The organism is Desertivibrio insolitus (assembly GCF_017355965.1).
GTDB lineage: Bacteria > Actinomycetota > Actinomycetes > Actinomycetales > Microbacteriaceae > JAFIQW01.
The window spans coordinates 1-21,105 of record NZ_JAFIQW010000004.1; the positions used below are offsets into that span (position 1 = coordinate 1).

The window sequence follows — 21,105 nt, forward strand, 5'->3', positions numbered from 1 at the left end:
ACATTCCGAACCCGGAAGCTAAGACCTGCAGCGCCGATGGTACTGCGAGGGAGACCTCGTGGGAGAGTAGGACACCGCCGGACATCCTTTACGATGCCCACCCCCGTACCCTGACACCACAGACGGTGACCGGGTACGAGGGTGGGCATCACCTGTTTAACCACCCAGCCACAGACGTCGGTGGACGCGGCGATCGCTGAGCGGCGCCCGTGTTCCTAGGCGCGTGCCGCGCCCGGTCGACCTGAACCTTGCACTGCGCAGGACAACGCCAATCGGCTCGCGGTGCCCGTTCGGCCCCGCGTCGCGCACCTCCCGTGTGGCGGAAGTCTCAGTCGCCCGACGTCGCTTTCCAGCAGCCCTCGAGGTGGTCGTCGACGAGCCCGCCGGACTGCATGAGGGCATACACGGTGGTCGGCCCGACGAACCGGAAGCCGCGCTTCCTCAGCTCCTTGCTGAGCGCCGTCGACTCCGGTGTGACGGCGGGCACGTCCGCCCACTGCTTCGGCCGGTCCTGGCGTGGCGGGGCGAAGCTCCACACGAGCGCGTCGAGCGCGCCCGGCGCCTCGCGCGTCAGCTCGAGTGTCGCCCTCGCGTTGCCGATCGTGGCCTCGATCTTCGCGCGGTTGCGGATGATCCGCGCATCCGTCATCAGGCGGTCGACGTCGTCGGCGGTCATCGCCGCGACCTTCTCGGGCTCGAAGTCGTGGAAGACCTCCCGGAACGCCGGCCGGCGCCGGAGGATCGTGATCCAGGACAGTCCGGCCTGGAACCCCTCGAGGCACAGCTTCTCGAGAATGGCTCGGTCTCCGTGCAGCGGCACGCCCCACTCCTCGTCGTGGTAGCGCCGGTACTCGGCATCAGCGGCTGCCCAGGCGCAGCGGCTGCGGCCGTCGTCGCCCTCGATCACGGCGGGACGCGCGGCCGGTGGGGGAGCGGGAAGTGCTGTCATATGGGTCACGCTAGCCCCGGGATCGGATGTCGTCGCCGTCGGCGCCGCCTAGGGGGAGAACCGCGGCCTCCCCGCGGCTTGGGAGGATAGGACCATGGACTACCGCTCACTCGGCCGCTCCGGCCTCCGCGTCTCGACCATCGGCCTCGGCTGCAACAACTTCGGGCGCCCCGGCACCCGAACCGAGACGCAGGAGGGCACGAACGAGGTGCTGCACGCCGCCCTCGACGCCGGCATCACGCTGCTCGACACGGCGGACATCTACGGCTACCAGTACGGGCGCAGCGAGTCGATGATGGCCGGGGTGCTCAAGACCCGCCGCGACGAGGTCGTGCTCGCCACCAAGTTCGGTCACACTGACTACGACTCCCCGCTGCCGAGCTGGGGTGCCAGGGCGTCGCGGCGCTACATCCGCCTCGCCGTCGAGGGCTCCCTCACGCGCCTCGGCACCGAGTGGATCGACCTCTACCAGCTGCACACGCCCGACCCGAACACCCCGATCGAGGAGACGCTCGACGCCCTCGACGACCTCGTGCGCGAGGGCAAGATCCGCTACTACGGCCACTCGAACTTCGCTGGCTGGCAGATCGCCGACGCCGACCACGTCGCGCGCGCCGCGGGACATCCGGCCTTCGTCTCGGCCCAGAACGAGTACAGCCTGATCGCGCGCGGCGCCGAGGACGAGGTGCTGCCCGCCGTCCGCGCGTTCGGGCTCGGCTTCCTGCCCTACTTCCCGCTCGCGAACGGCCTGTTCACCGGCAAGTTCAGCCGTAACGAACGGCCCGAGGACTCGCGCATCGCGCGTCAGCGCCCGCACATCGCCGAGAACGCCGACTGGGACGCGATGGAGGCGTACCAGGCGTTCTGCGACGAGCGCGGCGTCACGATGCTGCAGGCGACCTTCGCCTGGCTGCTCGCGCAGCCGAACCTCTCGAGCGTCATCGCCGGAGCGACGAAGCCCGAGCAGGTGCGGCAGAACGCCGAGGCCGCGGATGCCTGGCGGCCGAGCCCCGACGAGGTCGCGACGATCTCGGGGTTCTTCCCGCGCTGATCCGCCTCGCACGGACGACACGGGCGACGCGCCGGCTCCGCACACCGCGTGCGGCGCGTCGCTCGTATCCGCCGTGCAGGTGCCGGGGTCAGTGCCCGATGAGCGGGCCCATCACGCGCGCCGCGAGCGAGGGCCGCCCGGTCAGACGCTCCTCGACGTCGGCGACGGTCATCGCCGCGAGCCCCGCGTTCGCGCCGAGGAAGCGCAGCGGCTCTGGCTCCCACTGCGGCGAGCGGTGGTTCACCCACGGCAGCGTCGTGAGCTCGGAGTCGGTGCCGGTCAGCAGGTCGGCGAGCGTACGGCCCGCGAGATTCGTGGTGCTGAGGCCGTCGCCGACGTAGCCGCCCGCACCCGCGAGTCCGGTCGCCGGATCGAAGCGCACCGACGCGTGCCAGTCGCGAGGCACCCCGAGCGGTCCGCCCCAGCGGTGCGTGATCGCGACGTCGCCGAGCGCGGGGAACAACCGGCGGAGCGCCTCGCGCAGATGCTCGAACACGCGGTCGACCCGGTCGTATTCGCTCCGGATGCTCGAGCCCCAGTGGTACCGCGCGCCGCGGCCGCCGAAGGCGATCCGGTCGTCGGCGGTGCGCTGGCCGTAGACGAGCAGGTGCCGATGATCGGTGAAGGTCTGGCCCGGTGCGATGCCGAGCTCGTCCCACACCTCCGCAGGCAGTGGCTCGGTCGCGATCATGAGGGAGTACAGAGGCAGCACGCGCCGCTGCCCGCTCGGCAGCTGCGACCCGTACCCCTCGCTCGCGTCCACGACGAGCGGCGCCGTCACCGTGCCGCGCTCGGTCCGCACCCGCCCCGGGGAGTACTCGATGACGCGGGTGCCCTCCGCGATCCGGGCGCCTCGGGCCTCGACTGCCCGCGCCAGACCGCGCACGAGCTTCGCCGGATGCACTCGCGCGCAGTTCGCGTCGAGCACGACCCTCTCGCCGGTCGGCAGCCGGGTGAAAGCGATGTCGTCGACGCCCCACGCCGCGGCATCCGCGACGTCGGCCCGGGCCAGGCGCTGCTGCGCGGGCGTCCGGGCGAACGCGACGGTCCCTGCCTTCAGGTAGTCGCAGTCGATGCCGAGGGCGGATGCCTCGCGGCCCACCTCGTCGACCGTGTCGATCATCGCGCGGCGCATCCGCACCGCCTGGGCGGGACCGTGCGTGCGGGCGAGGGAGCCGGTCGACCGGGGGAACAGGGCGCTGCACCAGCCGCCGTTGCGGCCGGACGCCCCGAATCCCGCGATCTCGCGCTCCAGGAGCAGGACCCGCAGTGAGGGGTCCCGCTCGAGGAGGTAGTGCGCTGTCCAGAGGCCCGTGAGACCGGCGCCGACGATCGCGACGTCCGCATCGGTGTCGCCGGCGAGCGGGGGCCGGGGCGTGAGGTCGTCTGGCACGGTCTCGTGCCAGAAGCTCAGCGCCCTGGCCCTGGCGCCGGGACTCAGAGGTGCGTCCACGCCTCGGTCAGCACGGAGCGGAGGATGCCCTCGATCTCGTCGAACTCGGCCGGACCCATCGTCAGCGGCGGCGCGAGCTGGATGACGGGGTCGCCCCGGTCGTCGGCGCGGCAGTAAAGGCCCGCGTCGAACAGCGCCTTCGACAGGAAGCCGCGCAGCAGCCGCTCCGACTCGTCGTCGGTGAACGTCTCCTTCGTCGCCTTGTCCTTCACGAGCTCGATGCCGAAGAAGTAGCCGTCGCCGCGCACGTCGCCGACGATCGGCAGATCGAGCAGCTTCTCGAGCGTCGAGCGGAAGATCGGGGAGTTCTCCTTGACGCGCTCGTTGAGGCCCTCCTCCTCGAAGATGTCGAGATTCTCGAGAGCGACGGCGGCCGACACCGGGTGCCCGCCAAATGTGTAGCCGTGGTAGAACGCCGTGTCGCCGTGGCGGAAGGGCTCGTAGATACGGTCGCTCACGATCGTGGCGCCGATCGGGGAGTATCCGCTCGTCAGGGCCTTCGCGCACGTGATCATGTCGGGCACGTAGTCGTAGGCGTTGCAGGCGAACATCTCGCCGATGCGGCCGAACGCGCAGATGACCTCGTCGCTGACGAGCAGCACGTCGTACTGGTCGCAGATCTCGCGCACGCGCTTGAAGTAGCCGGGGGGCGGCGGGAAGCAGCCGCCGGAGTTCTGCACGGGCTCGAGGAAGACCGCCGCGACGGTCTCCGGGCCCTCGAAGAGGATCTGCTCCTCGATGCGGTTCGCCGCCCAGAGGCCGAAGGCCTCGAGGTCGTCCGCGGGGCCGCCCATCTCGGCGGCGCGGTAGAAGTTGGTGTTCGGCACACGGAAGCCCCCGGGAACGATGGGCTCGAACATCTGCTTCATCGCCGGGATGCCCGTGATCGCGAGGGCGCCCTGAGGGGTGCCGTGATACGCGACGGAGCGCGAGATGACCTTGTGCTTCATCGGGCGGCCCTGGAGCTTCCAGTAGTACTTGGCGAGCTTGAAGGCCGTCTCGACGGCCTCGCCGCCGCCCGTGGAGAAGAACACCCGGTTCAGGTCGCCGGGCGCGTAGTCCGCGAGGCGGTCCGCGAGCTCGATCGCCGACGGGTGGGCGTACGACCAGATGGGGAAGAAGGCGAGCTGCTCGGCCTGCCGCGCGGCGGTCTCGGCCAGGCGGCGGCGTCCGTGCCCCGCGTTGACCACGAACAGCCCCGCGAGTCCGTCGAGGTAGCGACGCCCCTTCGAGTCGAAGATGTGGTGTCCCTCGCCCTTCACGATGATGGGCACGCCCTCGGGGGACTCCATCACCGACTGCCGGGCGAAGTGCATCCAGAGATGGTCCTTCGCCTTCTGCTGCAGTCCCTCGCTGCCGCCGAGGGTCGTCACGGGCTGTTCCGTCGTCGTCATCGTTCTTCCCTACTCACCGCGTGCCCCAGTTGTAGAACTGCTTGTGCAGTCGGAGGTACACGAAGGTCTCTGTGGACTGCACACCCTCGATCGCGCGGATCTCGCGGTTGAGCAGTTCGATCAGGTCGTCGTCGTTTTCGCAGACGACCTCGGCGAGGATGTCGAAGCTCCCCGCCGTCAGCACGACGTAGTCCACGCTCGGCAGGCTGCCGAGCGCCTGCGCGACCTTCGTCGTGTCTCCCGTGACCCGCACGCCGATCATCGCCTGCCGGTAGAAGCCGAGCTGCATCGGGTCGGTCACTGCGACGACCTGCATCACGCCGGCATCCGTCAGCTTCTGCACGCGCTGCCGCACGGCGGCCTCGCTGAGACCGACCGCCTTGCCGATCTCGGCGTAGGAGCGGCGGCCGTCCTCCTGCAGCTGCTCGATGATGGCCTTCGACACGTCGTCGAGCGAGACGGGCTTGTGGGAGTTCGTCACGCAGGCATTCTGACAGTGAAGAGCGCGCGCGACAAGCGATTCCGTAGCGAAACACGCCGAACTGCTACGGATCCTGTTGCTGTCGAGGCGCGAGACGGCACGCCCGCCCGGAGGCGTCCCCTCCAGTCAGCACGTCCGCGGGCCGCGAGGCAAGGCCTTGCCGCGAAGGGCGACTCGCGTGCGCGTCGGCGGCCGTCGCGCCAGCGCGCATAATGAAGGAGTGGGGGAGACGGACGACGACACCGTCATCGTCCCTCCGCGTGCCACGCCGGCGCTTCCCGACGACCTCCTCGACGGCGACACCGTGCTCGTCGGCCGGACCGTCGCCGACCGGGTTCCGGATGACCCGGCGCGCGGCCCCGCGGCATCCGTCGCCCCGACCCGGCGCCCGCCGGTCGCCCACGCCCCCGCCGTGACCGGCCGCTACCGGCTGCAGGTCAACCGCGGCCCCGCGGTCGAGCTCACGGCGCCCGTCGTCGTCGGGCGGCGGCCGTCGCCCCCGCGCGTGCCGGGGCGCGAGACGCCCCTGCTCGTCGCCGTGCCGAGTCCCGGGCAGGAGGTCTCGTCGTCGCATCTCGAGATCCGACAGCAGGGAACGACCGTGGTGATCACCGATCTTCGCTCGACGAACGGTAGCGTCGTCTCGCCGCCCGGGCGTCCACCCGTCGCACTGCGTCAAGGGGACTCCGTCGTTGTGGTGCCCGGCACCCTGATCGACATCGGCGACGGCAACCTGCTCGAGATCCTCCCCGCCGCCCGGCTGCAGCCGGAGCGGCACCCCGGAAAGGCCTGACCTGAGTGACTGAGATCGGCGACCGCGACGCTGAACGGCGCGTCCTGCTGCCCGGACGCCCCGACGTGACGCTGCGGCTGTCGTGGGCCGCCGCCACCGACACCGGCCGCCGGCGTCAGCAGAACGAGGACAGCTTCATCGCGCAGCCTCCCGTCTTCGCCGTCGCCGACGGCATGGGCGGCCACGCGGCCGGCGACATCGCCTCGGGCGCCGTCGTCTCGCGCCTCGGCGAGATCTCGCGCTCGGACTTCACCGAGCCCGACTCGATCGACGCGTCGCTGCGCGCCGCCACCGACGACATCGAGCGCCTCGCCGGCGACCTGCCGATGGGCGTCGGCACGACGGTCACCGGTGCCGCCCTCACGGTGCACGCCGGAGAGCCCTACTTCGCGATCTTCAACATCGGCGACTCCCGCACCTACCTCTACGATCAGGGCGACCTCACCCGCGTCACCGTCGACCACTCCGTCGTGCAGGAACTCGTCGACGCCGGGCTCATCTCCGAGCAGGAGGCCGAGCACCACCCCGACTCGAACGTCATCACGCGCGCGGTCGGCTTCAACGCCGAGCCCCAGCCGGACTACTGGATGCTGCCGATCCGGCCGAACCTGCGCCTGCTGGTCTGCTCCGACGGGCTGACCAAGGAGGTCAGCGACGACCGGATCGCCCGCTACCTGGCATCCGGGCTCGACGCGGTCGACACGGCGCACGCCCTCATCGACGCGGCGCTCGCCGCCGGCGGTCGGGACAACGTCACCGCGGTCATCGTCGACGTGATCGAGTACGCCGGCGAGGCCGAGCTCGACGACACGATCCCGCGCAACCGAGGTGCAAGCGGCGCCTGAGACTCGCGCCCCCCGTTAGGGGGGAATGAACCGGGCTGAGCGCAGGCCTCTGCCTACAATTGCGCGAACGCTGGCGAGTGTAGGGAGTGAGCATGGCGCGGCGACTGCCTTCGCAGCCCCCGAGCCTTCCCGGTTTCTCGTACCTGCATGTACTCGGATCCGGCGGGTTCGCGGACGTCTTCCTGTACGAGCAGAACATGCCTCGCCGTCAGGTCGCCGTGAAGGTGATGCTGAGCGAGGTCGTCAACGACCAGGTGCGACAGATGTTCCAGGCCGAGGCCAACCTCATGGCCCAGCTGAGCTCGCACCCGTCGATCCTCACCGTGTTCCAGGCGAGCGTGTCGGCCGACGGTCGGCCCTACCTCGTCATGGAGCTGTGCTCCGCGTCGCTCTCCGAGCGCTACCGGCGCGAGCGGCTGCCCGTCGCCGAGGTGCTCCGTATCGGCGTCAAGATCGGCAGCGCGATCGAGACCGCGCACCGGCAGGGCGTGCTGCACCGCGACATCAAGCCCTCGAACATCCTGCTGACGGCGTACGGGCACCCCGTGCTCAGCGACTTCGGCATCGCCGCGACCCTCGCCGAGAGCGACGGCAGCCAGGCCGTCGGGCTCTCGATCCCGTGGTCGGCGCCCGAGGTGCTCATGGACGAGACCGCCGGCACGATCGAGTCGGAGGTCTGGTCGCTCGCGGCCACCGTGTACTCCCTGCTCGCCGGGCGCAGCCCGTTCGAGGTGCCGGGGGAGTCGAACACGTCGCACGACCTCATCCAGCGGATCAACAAGGCGAAGCTGCCGCCGCTCGGCCGGCCCGACGTGCCGCAGTCGCTCGAGCGCGCGCTCGCCCGCGGGATGTCCCGGAAGCCGGAGAACCGGCCGTCGAGCATCCTCGAGCTGGTGCGGGAGCTGCAGGCCGTCGAGACCGAGCTGGGCCTGCCGCAGACGGCGGTCGAGGTCGCGATGGACGACTGGGCTCTCGCGACGGTCGGCGACCTCGAGGACAAGACGCGCGTGCGCGCGGTCGGCTCCGGCGCGGCATCCGGACCCGCCCGGCGACGACGCCGTCGCGCCGTGCAGGGCGGCGACTACAGCGCCGTCGGCACGCTGCTCAAGCACTCGGGCGGCGCCCGCAGCACCGGAACGACGCCCGCCGTCGCCGGCAGGGGCATGCGGGCCCTCGCGTGGAGCCTCGTCGCGGCCGCCGTCGCCGTCGTCGCGCTCGGCGCGACCGCGACGTTCGTGCTGATCCGCAGCGGAAGCGCCGGCGACGAGGGGATCCCGCGGGTCACCGACATCGCCACCTCGATCGAGGGCACGAGCGTGCAGTTCAGCTGGAGCGATCCGGGCATCGCCGGCGACGACGCGTACTACGTGCAGATGAGCGACGGTGCCACGAGCATCCAGTCCGCGACGAGCTTCACCGTGGACGCCGCCCCCGGTGAGCGGGTCTGCCTGACCGTGACGGTCAACCGGAACGGCGAGACCGGCGAGCGCAGCGGCGAGAAGTGCGTGGACGTGCCGCAGTGACGCTCCGGACGTGGATCGCCGCGCGGAAGTCGCTCGCGGCGACGGTCGCGAGCTCCGTGCTGATCGGCGCGGTCGTCGCGGGCATCGCGGTCACGTCGGAGGGCTACACGGCCCAGCGGATGGACCTCGACGACGCCTCGGTCTGGGTCGGCAACGGCGAGCGGCAGTACATCGGCCGCGCCAACACCGAGGTGCTCGAGCTCAACACCGCCCTGCAGTCCACGAGCGCCGACGTCGAGCTCGTGCAGCGCGGCGCCACAGTGCTCGCTGTCGATCGCGGCAACGCGAGCCTCGACGTCGTCGACCCCGCCACGAGCACCGTCGCGGAGTCCGTGCCGCTGCCGCCGGAGTCGCCCGAGGTGTTCCTCGCCGGCGACCGCGCGGTCGTCGTCGCGACGGGCACGGGTGAGCTCTGGATCCAGCCGCTCGCCGAGCTCGCGGTGTTCGACGCCGAGAGCGAGCCCGACCTCGAGCTCGGCTCCGCCGTCGAGGTCAGCGTCGACGACGAGGGCACCCTCTTCGCGCTCTCCGCAGAGCAGGGCGAGGTGTACCGGGTCGACGCGGCGCGAGCCGACACGGTGGCTCAGACGAGCACCGTCGAACTGGCCGACCCGCAGGACGAGCACGTCATCACCTCCGTCGCCGGGCGCTGGGCCGTGCTCGACGTCGACGACGCGGTGCTGTACGCCGACGGCACCGAGACCGACCTCTCCGGCGCGATCGGGGGCGACGCGGATGCCGTGCCGCAGCGCGCCTCCGCCCAGGGCGACGCCGTGCTCGTGGCGCACACCGGCGGCCTCGTCAGCGTGCCCGTCGGCGGAGGCGAGCCGACCGTCCTGAGCGACGACCGTTCGGGAACGCCCGCCGCTCCCGCACGCGTCGACGGCTGCACCTACGCCGGGTGGTCGGACGGGTCCTGGTGGACGCGCTGCTCGGGCGACCCCGCCGGGGGAGCGGTCGGGCAGCTCGCCGACATGCCCGCCGGCGCGACCCTCGCCTTCGCCGTCAACGACGACCGCGTCGTGCTCAACGACCGCCTCGCCGGCGCGTCCTGGGCCGTGCAGCGCGGCGGCGCGCTGATCGACAACTGGGACGACCTCATCGTCGTCGACGAGGACGAGGAGCAGCTCGAGGAGAACGAGCAGGACACTCCGCCGGAGTTCGAGACCGCCCAGGTGCCGCCCGTCGCGATCGACGACGAGTTCGGCGCCCGTCCCGGTCGCTCGACCACGCTGCCGGTGCTGCTCAACGACTACGACGCCAACGGCGACGCCCTCGTCATCTCCGAGGTGTCGCCCGTCTCCGACGAGGTCGGGCGGATCGACCTCATCAGCAACCGCCAGCAGATCCAGCTGACGCTGACGCCCGAGGCATCCGGAACCGTGCCCGTCGTCTACACGATCACCGACGGCCGGGGAGGCTCCGCGACCGCGACGGCGACCGTTACCGTGCGGCAGCCCGAGGAGAACTCGCCGCCGTACCAGGCCCGGCCGTCGAAGTCGATCGTGCAGTCGGGCAACCGGGTCACGACGAACGTGCTCGGCGACTTCGTCGACCCCGACGGCGACCCCTTCTACCTGACCAGCGCGTCGGCGGCGTCGCCCGACGCGGCGAGCTTCGAGCCGGACGGCACGGTCACCTTCTCCGACGCGGGTGAGGGCGGCGAGCTGAAGGACGTCGCCCTCGTCGTGAGCGACGGCACGGCGCAGGGCGCCGGCACGCTGTCGATGACGGTGCGCCCCGCCGGCGAGGTCGACATCATCGCCGACCCGTTCGTCGTGCCCGCCTACGCGGGGCAGGACGTCACCGTGCGCCCGCTCGACCACGTGCGCGGCGGCACCGGCGTGCTCCGCCTCAACGGCGTGCCCGCGAAGCCCGGCGCGACGATCGTGCCGAGCTACGAGGCCGGCACCTTCACGTTCACCTCGACCGAGGTGCGCGACCACATCCTCGAGTACACCGTCACCGACGGCGACCAGACCGTCACCGGCATCGTGCGCGTCGTCGTCGAGGCGCCGCCGAACGCGAACGCGGCGCCGATCACGATCCCGAAGACGGTGTTCGTCAAGACGCTCACGAGCGACACGATCGACGTCGCCGGCAGCGACATCGATCCCGCGGGCGGCGTGCTGCTCGTGACCGAGCTGTTCAACGTGCCCGAGGCGAGCGGTGTCCAGGCCGAGGTGCTCGACCAGCGCACCGTCCGCGTCACCCTGACCGGACCGCTCGACGCCGGGCCGGTCGTCTTCAACTACACCGTGACCAACGGGCTCGCCTCGTCCACGGGCACCATCACCGTTATCGAGATCCCGCGGCCCGGAACGCTGCAACCGCCGATCGCCACCGACGACGAGGTCACGGTGCGCGTCGGCGACGCGATCGACATCCCGGTGATCGCCAACGACGAGCACCCCGACGGCGAACAGCTCACCCTGCGCCAGGAACTCGCGCAGGGCCTCGGCGGGGAGGGCGGCCTGATCTTCGCCTCCGGCAACGTGCTGCGCTACCTCGCGCCCGCCGAGACCGGCGACTTCACCGCGATCTACACCGTGCAGGGTCCGGACGGGCAGACGGCCGACGGCACCGTGCGCATCTCCGTGCGCGAGGCGGACGCCGCGACGAACAACGCCCCCGTGCCCACCCGGGTCACCTCCCGCGTGATCGCGGGGGAGACCGTGCGGATCCCCATTCCGCTCACGGGCATCGACCCCGACGGCGACTCGGTGCAGCTGCTCGGCCAGGAGACCAACCCCGAGCTCGGCAGCGTGGTCGAGGTCGGCAGCGACTACATCGAGTACCAGGCGGGCAGCTACTCCGCCGGCACCGACACCTTCACCTACTCCGTCGTCGACGGGCTCGGCGCCCGCGCGACCGGCACCGTGCGCGTCGGCATCAGCCCGCGGCCCGAGGGGGTGCGCAATCCCGTCGCGAACCCGGACACGGCGACAGTGCGCCCAGGCGGCAGCGTCTTCGTCCAGGTGCTCGCGAACGACTCCGACCCCGACGGCAGCGCCTTGACGGTGACGTCGGTCGAGCCGACGAGCGAGGGCGTCGAGGCGGAGATCGTCGACGACATCGTGCGGATCACCCCGCCTCTCGAGGCCGGCGAGTACGGCCTCATCTACTCGATCGAGAACGCCTTCGGCGGCACGAGCTCGAACTTCGTCACCGTCGTCGTCGATCCCGACGCGCCGCTGGCCTATCCCGAGGCGGATGACGCCGTGCTGAGCCTCTCCGACATCCTCGACCGCGAGGTCGTCGAGGTCGACGTGCTCGCCAACGTGTTCTTCGCCGAGGGCGAGGTCAACGAGCTCGGGCTCGCCGTGCTGCCCGGCTACGGCGGCACGGCGGAGGTCAACGCCGACAAGACCATCTCGGTCACCGTGCGCGACCAGTCGCAGATCATCCCGTTCTCCGTGACGCACCCCGAGGACCCGTCGATCGTGTCGTACGCGTTCATCCGCGTGCCCGGTCTCGACGACGCGCTCCCGCAGCTCGATCGGGGCGCCGAGCCGCTGACGGTCATCAGCGAGGAGACGCTGACGATCGAGCTCAACGACTACGTCGTGGCCGTCGGCGACCGCCCCGTTCGGATCACCGGGTCGACCACCGTCAGCGCGACTCACAGCAACGGCGAGGATCTCGTCGTCGACGCCGACACTCTGCGGTTCACCTCGGCCGACCTCTACTTCGGCCCGGCCTCGATCTCGTTCGAGGTGACCGACGGCGAGTCGGCGGACGACCCGGACGGCCGGGTCGCGACCCTCGTGCTGCCGATCACTGTGACCCCGCGCGACAACCAGCCGCCGGTCTTCAGCGGCGCGGTCGTCGACCTCGAGCCGGGCCAGGAGCGCGAGTTCCAGCTCACCCGCCTCACCACCTACCCGTACCCGGACGACCTCGACGAGCTGAGCTACCGGGTTTTCGACCCGCAGCCGACAGGGCTCAGCTACTCGCTGGAGGGGCAGACCCTCACCGTGCGCGCGGACGAGGGGGTGCCGAAGGGCACGACGACGAACATCGTCCTCGGCGTCTCCGACGCGACCAACGAGGGGACCGCGGGCCGCGTCCAGGTGACGATCGTGCCGTCGACGCGTCCGCTCGCCCAGCCCGCCCCCGACTCCGCCATCGCCCCCCGCGGCACGACGACGGTCGTCGACGTGCTTGCCAACGACGGCGCGACGAACCCGTTCCCCGGCGAGCCGCTCCGGGTCGTCGACATCCGCGGCCTCGAGGGCGCCTCTCTCCCCGCCGGGGTGACCGTGCGTCCGAACGATTCCGAGCTGACCGTCTCGGTGGCGGATGCCGCGGCGCCGGTCAACACGACGCTGCAGTACCAGGTGGCCGACGTCACCGGCGACCCCGACCGCTACGTCTGGGGTGCCGTGACGATCAGCGTGCAGGACGTGCCTGAGGTGCCGACCAACCTCGCGCTCACCGCCGTCGGCGATCGCTCGGTCACGATGCGCTGGAACGCGCCGCAGGCGAACAACTCGGCCATCACCGGCTACGTCGTCACGCTGCTCGGCCGCGACGGATCTGTCCGCTCCACCCAGAATTGCCCGACCACCTCCTGCACGATCGCGACGCCGGGCAACGGGCCCGGCAACGCCGTGCGGGTCTCCGTCGCCGCGCAGAACGCGATCGGGCTCTCCGAGACCGCGGTGAGCGCCGAGGTGTGGTCGGACGTCGTGCCCGGCGCGCCGCGCAACGTGCAGGCGTTCCCCGTCGACGGCGGCCTGGCGCTCTCCTGGTCGCGCCCCGAGCAGAACGCCGGGTCCAACGCCACCCACTACGTGGTCACCTACAACGGCCGGGAGTCGGGGCGGGTCAACTGCAGCGCCGAGACGTGTGCGACCACGATCAGCGGGCTCTCCAACGGCGCTCCCGTGACCTTCACGGTCAGCGCGCGAAACGACGTGTTCAATCCGACCGGCACGTGGAACGCGTCTCCGCCGCAGCAGGCGACGCCCGCCGGTGCGCCCGTCAACACGAACGGCACGGGAGCTTCGGCCTCGACCGACGGCACCAACACGGCGACCGTGTCGTGGCCGAACGGGTTCTCGAACAACGGACGCGCGATCACGAACTACTTCGTGGGCTGGTACACCGGCAGCAACCCGTACAGCTGCCGCGTCACCGGCGTCGGGACATCCGACCCGCGCGTCGACTTCGGCGGCCCGGGCTCGCAGTTCGCCTCCGTCGGCACCGCGACAGATCACACCTTCACCGGGCTGCAGCGCAACACCGACTACCAGTTCGTGGTGTTCGCCTACAACGGCCAGGGCTGCACGATGTCGAACGTGGCGGCGGCGACGCCGCGGGCCCCGAGCGTCGCGGTCACGAACGTGCGGACCGGCGACCGGCCCGACTCCAGCGGCACCAACACCTGGGACGCCCGCATCTCGAACTGGGACTACGCGAAGCAGGGCGGTGACGACAGCAGCGTCTCCTTCGAGTACGAGCTGCTCGGGGTGAACTCCTCGCCGCAGCCGCTCACGGACCGCAACCAGTTCCTGCTCGCCGGTGGGGCACAGTACGGCGTCGCCGAGCTCAGGGTCCGCGTGCGGGCCGTCGAGACCTACCCCGGCGGATTCACGAGCGTCGGTCCGTGGTCCGGTGAGGTCGCGCTGCCCACCCCGGTGAGCCTCAACGGCGTGTCGGTGACGAGGGAGACTCGCGAGGACGGCCGCATCGTCTACAACTGGTTGGGCCTGCCACAGGGAGCGGCGCCCGACGGCAGGGACGGTTACGACACGGTCGAGTACAAGTGCGAGCCACCGGCCGACCCGCAGCGCGCGGGATGGCAGCCGATGGGGCAGAGCGGCTCGTGCGTGGGCGAGAGCGTGCTGGACCTCCCTGTGCCGCCCAGCCTGCAAATGCGCGTGACCGCGAACGGCCAGACCTACGGGCCCGTCGACCTCCGGCCCTGAACGAAGAAGAGAAAGAGATCGACCCCGTGACCATGACCCCGGAACAGGCCACCTGGTTCTCCGACATCTTCGGCCGACTCGTCGCGAACGTAGAGCAGGTGCTGCTGGGCAAGACCTTCGTCATCCGGCTGTCCTTCACCGCGCTGCTGAGCGAGGGCCACCTCCTGCTCGAGGACTACCCGGGCACCGGCAAGACCTCGCTCGCCCGCGCCATCTCCCAGAGCGTGCAGGGCTCGACGACTCGCATCCAATTCACCCCCGACCTGCTACCCGGCGACATCACCGGCGTGACGATCTACGACCAGAAGTCGGGGGAGTTCGAGTTCCACCGCGGACCGGTCTTCTCGAACATCGTGCTCGCCGACGAGATCAACCGAGCCAGCCCCAAAACGCAGTCGGCGCTGCTCGAGGTCATGGAGGAGGGCCACGTCACCGTCGACGGCATCACCCACCCCGTGCAGCCGCCGTTCATGGTCATCGCGACGCAGAACCCCATCGAGCAGGCCGGCACGTACCGACTGCCCGAGGCGCAGCTCGACCGCTTCCTCATGAAGACCTCGATCGGCTACCCCGACCACGCCTCGACCCTTCGCATCCTCGAGGGCGCCGGCCAGAAGGCGCACGACGTGACGCTGCCGCCGATAATCACGCAGGACGTCGTCGTCGAGATGGGGCGGATGGCGCGAAGCGTGCACGTCGACCCGTCCATCAACGACTACGTCTCCCGCCTCGTCGAGGCCACCCGCACCGCCACCGAGGTGCGCCTCGGCGCGAGCGTGCGCGGTGCGCTCGCGCTCGTGCGCACCGCGAAGACGCTCGCGGCCGCGAACGGCCGCCACTACGTGGTGCCCGACGACATCAAGCAGCTCGCCGAGCCCGTGCTCGCGCACCGCCTCGTGCTCGACCCCGAGGCCGAGTTCGACGGCGTCACCGCGTCCGGGCTGCTCGGGCAGGTGCTGCTCGAGACGCCGCCGCCCAGCGAACGGCAGGCCGTGTGACGGACACCGACAGCAGGTCGAGGCCGCGCACCCGCGGCGCGACCCGCGCGACGACCCGCACGAGTTCGCGCTTCGACAGCGCCTTCTCTACGGGCACGCAGGGCCTGACGAACGCGCGCACGCGCATCGTGGGCAACCGCACCGGCTTCGCCGCCGACGCTCTCGTCGCGATCGTCAAGGCGTGGCGCGAGCTGCGCCGCGTCGTCCGGATCGGCTTCGAGCGGATGTCCGCCGTGGTCACCGCCCTCGGCTGGTCGATGCTCGCGATCGTGCCGCTCGCCCTCCTCGCCGGCTACGCGTTCGGCTGGCGGGAGCTGCTCGTCGTCGGGTTCGCCGGTGTCGTGCTGCTCGCGGTCGCCGCGGTGTACCTGGTCGGCCGGAACGCCTTCGACGTGACGCTCGCGGTGGCGCACCAGCGTGTGGTGGTGGGGGAGCGGGCCACCGGCGTCATCCGCGTCTCGAACCCGACGCACCGGCGCCTCCTCGGCGTCAAGATCGAGATCCCCGTCGGGCGCGGGCTCGCGGAGATCGCCATGCCGGGCCTGCGCTCGGGCGCCTCCTTCGAGCACGAGTTCGTCGTGCCCACCGTGCGCCGCGGCGTCGTGCCCGTGGGACCCGTCCGCACCGTCCGAGCCGATCCACTCGGGCTCGTGCGGCGCGAACTGGTCTGGACGGGCGCCGAGCAGCTCTTCGTGCATCCGCGGACGATCGCGATCCCGTCCACGTCGACCGGGCTCATCCGCGACCTCGAGGGCAGCCCGACGCGGGACCTCACGACGAGCGACGTGTCCTTCCACGCCCTCCGCGAGTACGTTCCGGGCGACGAGCGGCGTCACATCCACTGGAAATCCACCGCCCGCACCGGCACCTACATGGTCCGTCAGTTCGAGGAGACGCGGCGCAGCCACCTCGTCGTCGCCCTCAGCCTCGCGAGCGGCGACTACGCCACCGAGGAGGAGCTCGAGCTCGCGGTCAGCGCCGCCGGGTCGCTCGGTGTGCGCGCGATCCGCGACGGCCGCGACCTGACGGCCGTCGTCAGCGGGCGCACGCCCGAGTTCGCCAAGCGCAAGGTGTTCGAGGTGCGCCGGCTGCGCACGACGAGCCCCGCGCGGCTGCTCGACGAGCTCGCGGTCGTCGAGCACGCCGAGTCGGCGCTCTCGATCCAGGACGTCGCACGGGTGAGCGGCGAGCAGGTGAGCGGCATCTCGGTCGCGTTCCTCGTCTGCGGCTCGCCGACCCCGCCCGCGGCCCTCCGCGCGGCGGCGAACTCCTTCCCCCTCGGCGTCGAGGTCGTCGCCATCGTCTGCGACCCCGAGGCGGTGCCCGGGCTCCGCCGCACCCAGGGACTCACCGTGCTGACGATCGGGTACCTCGAGGACCTGCAGAAGGCCCTGGCGAGAGCGAGCGCGGCATGAGCGGCGTCGCCGCGGCTTCCGCCCCCACGCTCCGGCCACGCCTGCGCGAGTCGCGGCTGCCCGCGCGCCGGCTGATCGCCGGGCTCGTCGGCGCGCTCGTGACCAACGCGATCGCGGCGGCGACCTTCTGGCCGATCTACGCCGACTCGAGCTTCGTCGTCATGGCCGTGGTCACCGGACTCGTCGCGGCCGCGATCGCCGTGACCGGCGCGTACTTCCGGCTGACCAGCATCGTGATGCTGCTCGCCTGCCTCGTCGCGTTCCTGCTGCTCGGGGTGCCGCTCGCCGTGCCTGGCTCGGCTCTCTTCGGGGTGCTGCCGACCGCCGGCGGCCTGCGCGACCTCGCCCTCGGCGTCGCCCTCGGCTGGAAGCAGCTGCTCACCATCAGCCTCCCCGTCGGCGACTACCAGGCCCTCCTCGTTCCGGCGTTCCTCCTGATCCTGCTGAGCGTCGTGATCAGCCTCAGCGTCGCCCTCCGCGCGCGGCGCGGCGAACTCGCGGTGATCCCGCCCGTCCTGCTCTTCCTCGCCGGTACCGCCCTTGGCCCGGAGACGGAGTTCATGCCGCTCGCGTCCGCGCTCGCGATGCTCGCCGCCTGCCTGCTCTGGCTCGTGTGGTGGCGGACGCACCGGCGGCGGGAGAGCATCGACCGACTGCAGCGCTCCGCCGCGACCGCCGAGGGTCGCGCCTGGCAGCCGGAACGCGACCGCGGCGTCGCAGCCCTCCGGGCGCCGCTCAGCGCGCTGCTGCTCCTCGCGATCGCCGCGGGTGCCGGGGTCGCCGCCGTCACCGCCCTGCCGCCGCGGTCCGATCGCGAGGTGCTGCGGAGCGCGGTCGAGCAGCCGTTCGACCCCCGCGAGTACCCGAGCCCGCTCAGCGGGTTCCGCTCCTACCTGCAGGGCGAGGCCGCCGGCGCCACGATGCTGACGGTCGACGGGCTGCAGCCCGGCGACCGCCTCCGCATCGCGACCCTCGACACGTACGACGGGGTCGTGTACTCCGTCGGCAGCGACCAGGTCGACAGCGCCTCCGGGTCCTTCACCCGCGTGCCCTACCGCCTCGATCAGTCGGAGACCGGCGGCGAGCAGGCGACGCTCGACGTGACGGTGGGGGAGTACGGCGGGGTCTGGGTGCCGACCCTCGGCCTGCTGGAGAGCATCGAGTTCACCGGCGCCGGCTCCGCGCGCCTCGCCGACGCGTTCTACTACAACGACGTCAGCGGCACGGCCGCGGTGCTCGACGGACTCGGCTCCGGCGACGGCTACCGGCTCGAGAGCGTGCGCCCCGACCAGCCCACCGAGCAGGAGTACCCGGAGCTGTCGCCGGGCAGCGCACGCGTGCCGCAGCCCGCCGTGCTGCCGGAGGAGCTCGACGTCGCCCTGGCCGGCTGGACCCGCGGCATCGACGGGTCGGGCCCCCGGCTCGTCGCGATGCTCGCGGGGTTGCGCGAGAACGGCTACGTCAGCCACGGCCTCGACGACGACGAGCCGTACAGCCGCTCGGGTCACGGCGCCGACCGCATCACGGAACTGCTGAGCTCGCCGCTCATGCTCGGCGACGGCGAGCAGTACGCCGTCGCGGCCGCGCTCATGGCCACCGAGCTGGGCTTCCCCTCGCGCGTCGTCTTCGGATTCGCGCCGGCAGCCGAGGACATCACCGCCGGCGGCACGGATGTCACGGGCGACGACATCAGCGCATGGGTCGAGGTCGACACGGCGCAGTACGGCTGGGTCGCGCTGGACGCCACCCCCGACGACCGCCCCATTCCCGAGGAGCAGCCCGACGACCCGACGCAGGTGTCGCGCCCGCAGTCCGTGGTGCCGCCGCCCCCCGAGGATCCGGAGCAGCTCGACGACCAGACCCCGCCCGAGACCCGCCGCGAGGACCCCGAGGAGCCGAACGTGCTGCTCGAGGTGCTCCTCCGCGTCGCGACGATCGCGGGCTCGGTGCTCCTCGTCGCGATGATCCTGCTCTCCCCGTTCCTGGCGGTCATCGGGGCGAAGGCGCGCCGCCGCCACCGGCGCCGTAAGCGCGGCTCCCCGCAGGAGCGGATCCACGGCGGCTGGAGCGAGTTCCGCGACGCGGTCACCGACCACGGCATCGACGTGCCCGCGACGGCGACCCGCAGCGAGGTGGCGTCCGCCGTCGGCGGGGTGCAGCCGGCGCTCCTGGCATCCGTCGCCGACCGGGCGACCTTCGCGCCTGCGACACCGACGCAGAAGGAGGCCGACCGGGTGTGGCACGCGGTCGACGAGCTGCGGAAGTCGCTCGACAAGGGGCTGACACGGTGGCAGCGCCTCAAGGCACGCGTCTCGCTGCGATCGATGCAGGGTTATAGTTCCGGCAGACTTCGAGGGAGGGGACCGCGATGACGTGTGTCCAGTGCGGAACCGCGCTGCCCGACGGAGCGCTGTTCTGCGGCGAGTGCGGCCACGAGGTGACCGCGCGCAAGGCGCCGGTGCCGGAGCAGTCGCGCCCGGCGCAGCTCGTGTGCGGGCAGTGCGGCGCCGCGATGAACCCCGAGGAGATCTTCTGCGGCGACTGCGGTTTCGTCGCCCGGGGCGTCGCCCGTCGCGCCGACGCGCCCGCCGGGCTGCCAGGGGCCGCGGGCGCGATGCCGCTGTTCGCGTCCGTGCCGTCCGCGCCCGCCCCGTCCGCGCAGGGCTGGGCTCCGCCGCCGCGTCTCAGCTCGACGGTGCCGCCCTCGGCTCCGGTCGCGCCAGCCGGCGCGACGCCTCCGCCGGTGCCGCTCGCACCGCGACCGGTCGTGCCCCCGGTCGGCTCCGCACCGGGCTCCGCCCCCGCGTCGGCGCTGCGCCAGATCCCGCCCGTGCCGGTGCTTCCGCCGCAGACGGGTGCCGTGCCCGTGCCGCCGCCCGCCTCCGCGGTGCCGGCGCCCTCGGTGTCCGCCGCGACTCCGCCGCCTCCGGGCGTCGACGCTGCCTCGGCGGACGAAGCTCCTGTCGACGAGGTGTCCGAGCGCTCCGTCTACGACGACCCCACGGCTCTCCTGCCGGCCGCGGACCTCGAGGATCTCCCGCCGGTTGAGCCCGCCCCGGTCACACGGTCCACGCCCGCCGAGGCCGCCCCGGTGACACGGTCGACGCCCGTCGTGGTCGACGCCGAGCCCGTGAGCGGCGCCGGCATTCCACCCGCCTCGTTCCTCGTGGCGCTGCCCGAGCACGCGCCCGCGCCGACCGTCTCCCCGTACTCGCCTCCGATCTCGATCATCCCGCCACCCCGCGTGACCGAGGAGGAGCTCGAGTCCGCCTCGGCTCCGTTCGGGGCGGAGGGCGACGGCGTCATCTACTCCGCCGACGAGCGGATGCCGGAGCCGCTCACCGCCCACGAGCGGATGCCTGAACCGCTCGCCACCCACGAACCGCAGCCGGAAGCCGCTCCCGCCCCTGCTGCGTCCGCCGCTGAATCCGCACCCCTTGCGCCCACGACGGCGACGGGGTCGGTGCCGGTGGCGCCCGCTCCGCCCGGAGGGCCGCCCGCGCTCGTCGAGCCTGCCGAGGCGCCCGCCCCCGCCCGCATCCCCACCGGGCCGATAGACCTGCCGCCGGGCTCGCGGGGAGGGGGAGCCGCTGGCGCGCCGCCCCAGGTCGCGACCGGGTCGGTACCCCTCGTGTCGGCCTCGGCTCCCGTTGCGCCGCCGGCCCCCGTCGCGCCGCCCGCCGCCGGGTCGCCGCCTCCCGCCCCCGTGCCGCAGGCCCCCCTGTCCGCCGTGCCTCCGCTTCCCGTCGCGCCCCCCGCGCCGGCACCGCAGCCGCCGACACCGACCGGTGGTGTGCCGATCACCGCGGGCCGGACACCCGCCCCCGCAGGTGACTGGGCGCAGGACGAGGACGAGGAGGACCTCGAGTCCACGCGGATCACGGGCGCACGCCCGCTCGGCGGCACCCGCTTCGTGCTGCAGTTCAGCACCGGCGAGAGCGTCACCACGTTCGGCACAGGGCTCGTCGGCCGGAACCCTCAACCGCAACCGGGGGAGTACTTCGATCAGCTCGTGCGCATCCTCGACCCGGGCAAGTCCGTGTCGAAGACGCACCTCGAGTTCGGGCAGGAGTCCGGGGTCTTCTGGATCAGCGACCGCTTCAGCGGCAACGGCACGATCCTCCGGGAGCCGGATGCCGCGCCGCGCCGCTGCGACCCCGGCAAGCGTTACCGCGTCTCCCGCGGCGCCCGCATCGAGATCGGCGAGCAGTTCGTCGTCCTGAGCTGAGCGGCGGTCCGTCCACAGCCGTCGTCGGATCGGGCTCGCCCG

At 72.1% G+C, this 21,105-nt stretch carries 13 protein-coding genes and 1 rRNA gene; 10 read left to right on the top strand and 4 right to left on the bottom strand.

Annotated elements, in window-relative coordinates; translation table 11 throughout:
- A 5S ribosomal RNA gene (rrf, locus tag JUB10_RS09515) occupies window positions 1–83 on the top strand; the annotation flags it as partial.
- 245 nt (window positions 84–328) lie between these two features.
- Here the strand turns inward: rrf and JUB10_RS09520 are convergent.
- Window positions 329–949 (bottom strand): DNA-3-methyladenine glycosylase I, encoded by a 621-nt coding sequence (locus tag JUB10_RS09520; protein ID WP_207456107.1) that lies wholly within the window; start codon window positions 947–949, stop codon window positions 329–331.
- Window positions 950–1,043: 94 nt separating this feature from the next.
- Between JUB10_RS09520 and JUB10_RS09525 the strand changes: the two genes are divergently transcribed.
- Complete coding sequence (locus JUB10_RS09525) at window positions 1,044–2,000, top strand: aldo/keto reductase (RefSeq protein WP_207456108.1); 957 nt, start codon at window positions 1,044–1,046, stop codon at window positions 1,998–2,000.
- 88 nt (window positions 2,001–2,088) lie between these two features.
- Here the strand turns inward: JUB10_RS09525 and JUB10_RS09530 are convergent, their stop codons facing one another.
- From JUB10_RS09530 to JUB10_RS09540, 3 genes are read right to left on the bottom strand one after another with little or no spacing between them, the layout of a single operon-like run.
- A complete protein-coding gene (locus JUB10_RS09530) occupies window positions 2,089–3,453 on the bottom strand; it encodes an NAD(P)/FAD-dependent oxidoreductase (RefSeq protein ID WP_307859176.1) in 1,365 nt (454 codons plus the stop codon).
- A complete protein-coding gene (locus JUB10_RS09535; protein ID WP_207456109.1) occupies window positions 3,438–4,847 on the bottom strand; it encodes an aspartate aminotransferase family protein in 1,410 nt (469 codons plus the stop codon). The genes JUB10_RS09530 and JUB10_RS09535 overlap by 16 nt, the downstream gene beginning before the upstream one ends.
- 13 nt (window positions 4,848–4,860) lie before the next feature.
- Entirely contained in the window at window positions 4,861–5,328 is a 468-nt protein-coding gene (locus tag JUB10_RS09540; protein ID WP_207456111.1) for an Lrp/AsnC family transcriptional regulator, read from the bottom strand.
- Between the two features lie 220 nt (window positions 5,329–5,548).
- Here JUB10_RS09540 and JUB10_RS09545 point away from each other — a divergent pair, with 220 nt between their 5' ends.
- From JUB10_RS09545 to JUB10_RS09580, 8 genes are all read left to right on the top strand, one after another.
- Window positions 5,549–6,121, top strand: coding sequence for an FHA domain-containing protein (locus tag JUB10_RS09545; RefSeq protein ID WP_307859177.1), 573 nt, complete (start codon window positions 5,549–5,551; stop codon window positions 6,119–6,121).
- 5 nt (window positions 6,122–6,126) lie between these two features.
- The gene (locus JUB10_RS09550; RefSeq protein ID WP_207456112.1) at window positions 6,127–6,966 is read left to right on the top strand and encodes a PP2C family protein-serine/threonine phosphatase; all 840 of its coding nucleotides are present in this window, start codon (window positions 6,127–6,129) and stop codon (window positions 6,964–6,966) included.
- 92 nt (window positions 6,967–7,058) lie between these two features.
- Window positions 7,059–8,489 (top strand): serine/threonine-protein kinase, encoded by a 1,431-nt coding sequence (locus tag JUB10_RS09555; protein ID WP_207456117.1) that lies wholly within the window; start codon window positions 7,059–7,061, stop codon window positions 8,487–8,489.
- The gene (locus JUB10_RS09560; protein WP_207456119.1) at window positions 8,486–14,422 is read left to right on the top strand and encodes an Ig-like domain-containing protein; all 5,937 of its coding nucleotides are present in this window, start codon (window positions 8,486–8,488) and stop codon (window positions 14,420–14,422) included. Before JUB10_RS09555 ends, JUB10_RS09560 begins: the two co-directional genes overlap by 4 nt.
- A 26-nt stretch (window positions 14,423–14,448) precedes the next feature.
- Window positions 14,449–15,420: an AAA family ATPase gene (locus tag JUB10_RS09565; protein WP_207456121.1), complete on the top strand. Its 972-nt coding sequence runs from the start codon at window positions 14,449–14,451 to the stop codon at window positions 15,418–15,420.
- Window positions 15,417–16,835: a DUF58 domain-containing protein gene (locus tag JUB10_RS09570; RefSeq protein WP_307859178.1), complete on the top strand. Its 1,419-nt coding sequence runs from the start codon at window positions 15,417–15,419 to the stop codon at window positions 16,833–16,835. The genes JUB10_RS09565 and JUB10_RS09570 overlap by 4 nt, the downstream gene beginning before the upstream one ends.
- Window positions 16,832–19,207 carry a transglutaminase domain-containing protein gene (locus JUB10_RS09575; RefSeq protein ID WP_242682441.1) on the top strand — a complete coding sequence of 792 codons (2,376 nt, stop codon included), beginning with the start codon at window positions 16,832–16,834 and terminating at the stop codon, window positions 19,205–19,207. The genes JUB10_RS09570 and JUB10_RS09575 overlap by 4 nt, the downstream gene beginning before the upstream one ends.
- A complete protein-coding gene (locus tag JUB10_RS09580; RefSeq protein WP_207456123.1) occupies window positions 19,204–21,063 on the top strand; it encodes a double zinc ribbon domain-containing protein in 1,860 nt (619 codons plus the stop codon). Before JUB10_RS09575 ends, JUB10_RS09580 begins: the two co-directional genes overlap by 4 nt.
- The last annotated feature ends 42 nt before the right edge of the window (window positions 21,064–21,105 follow it).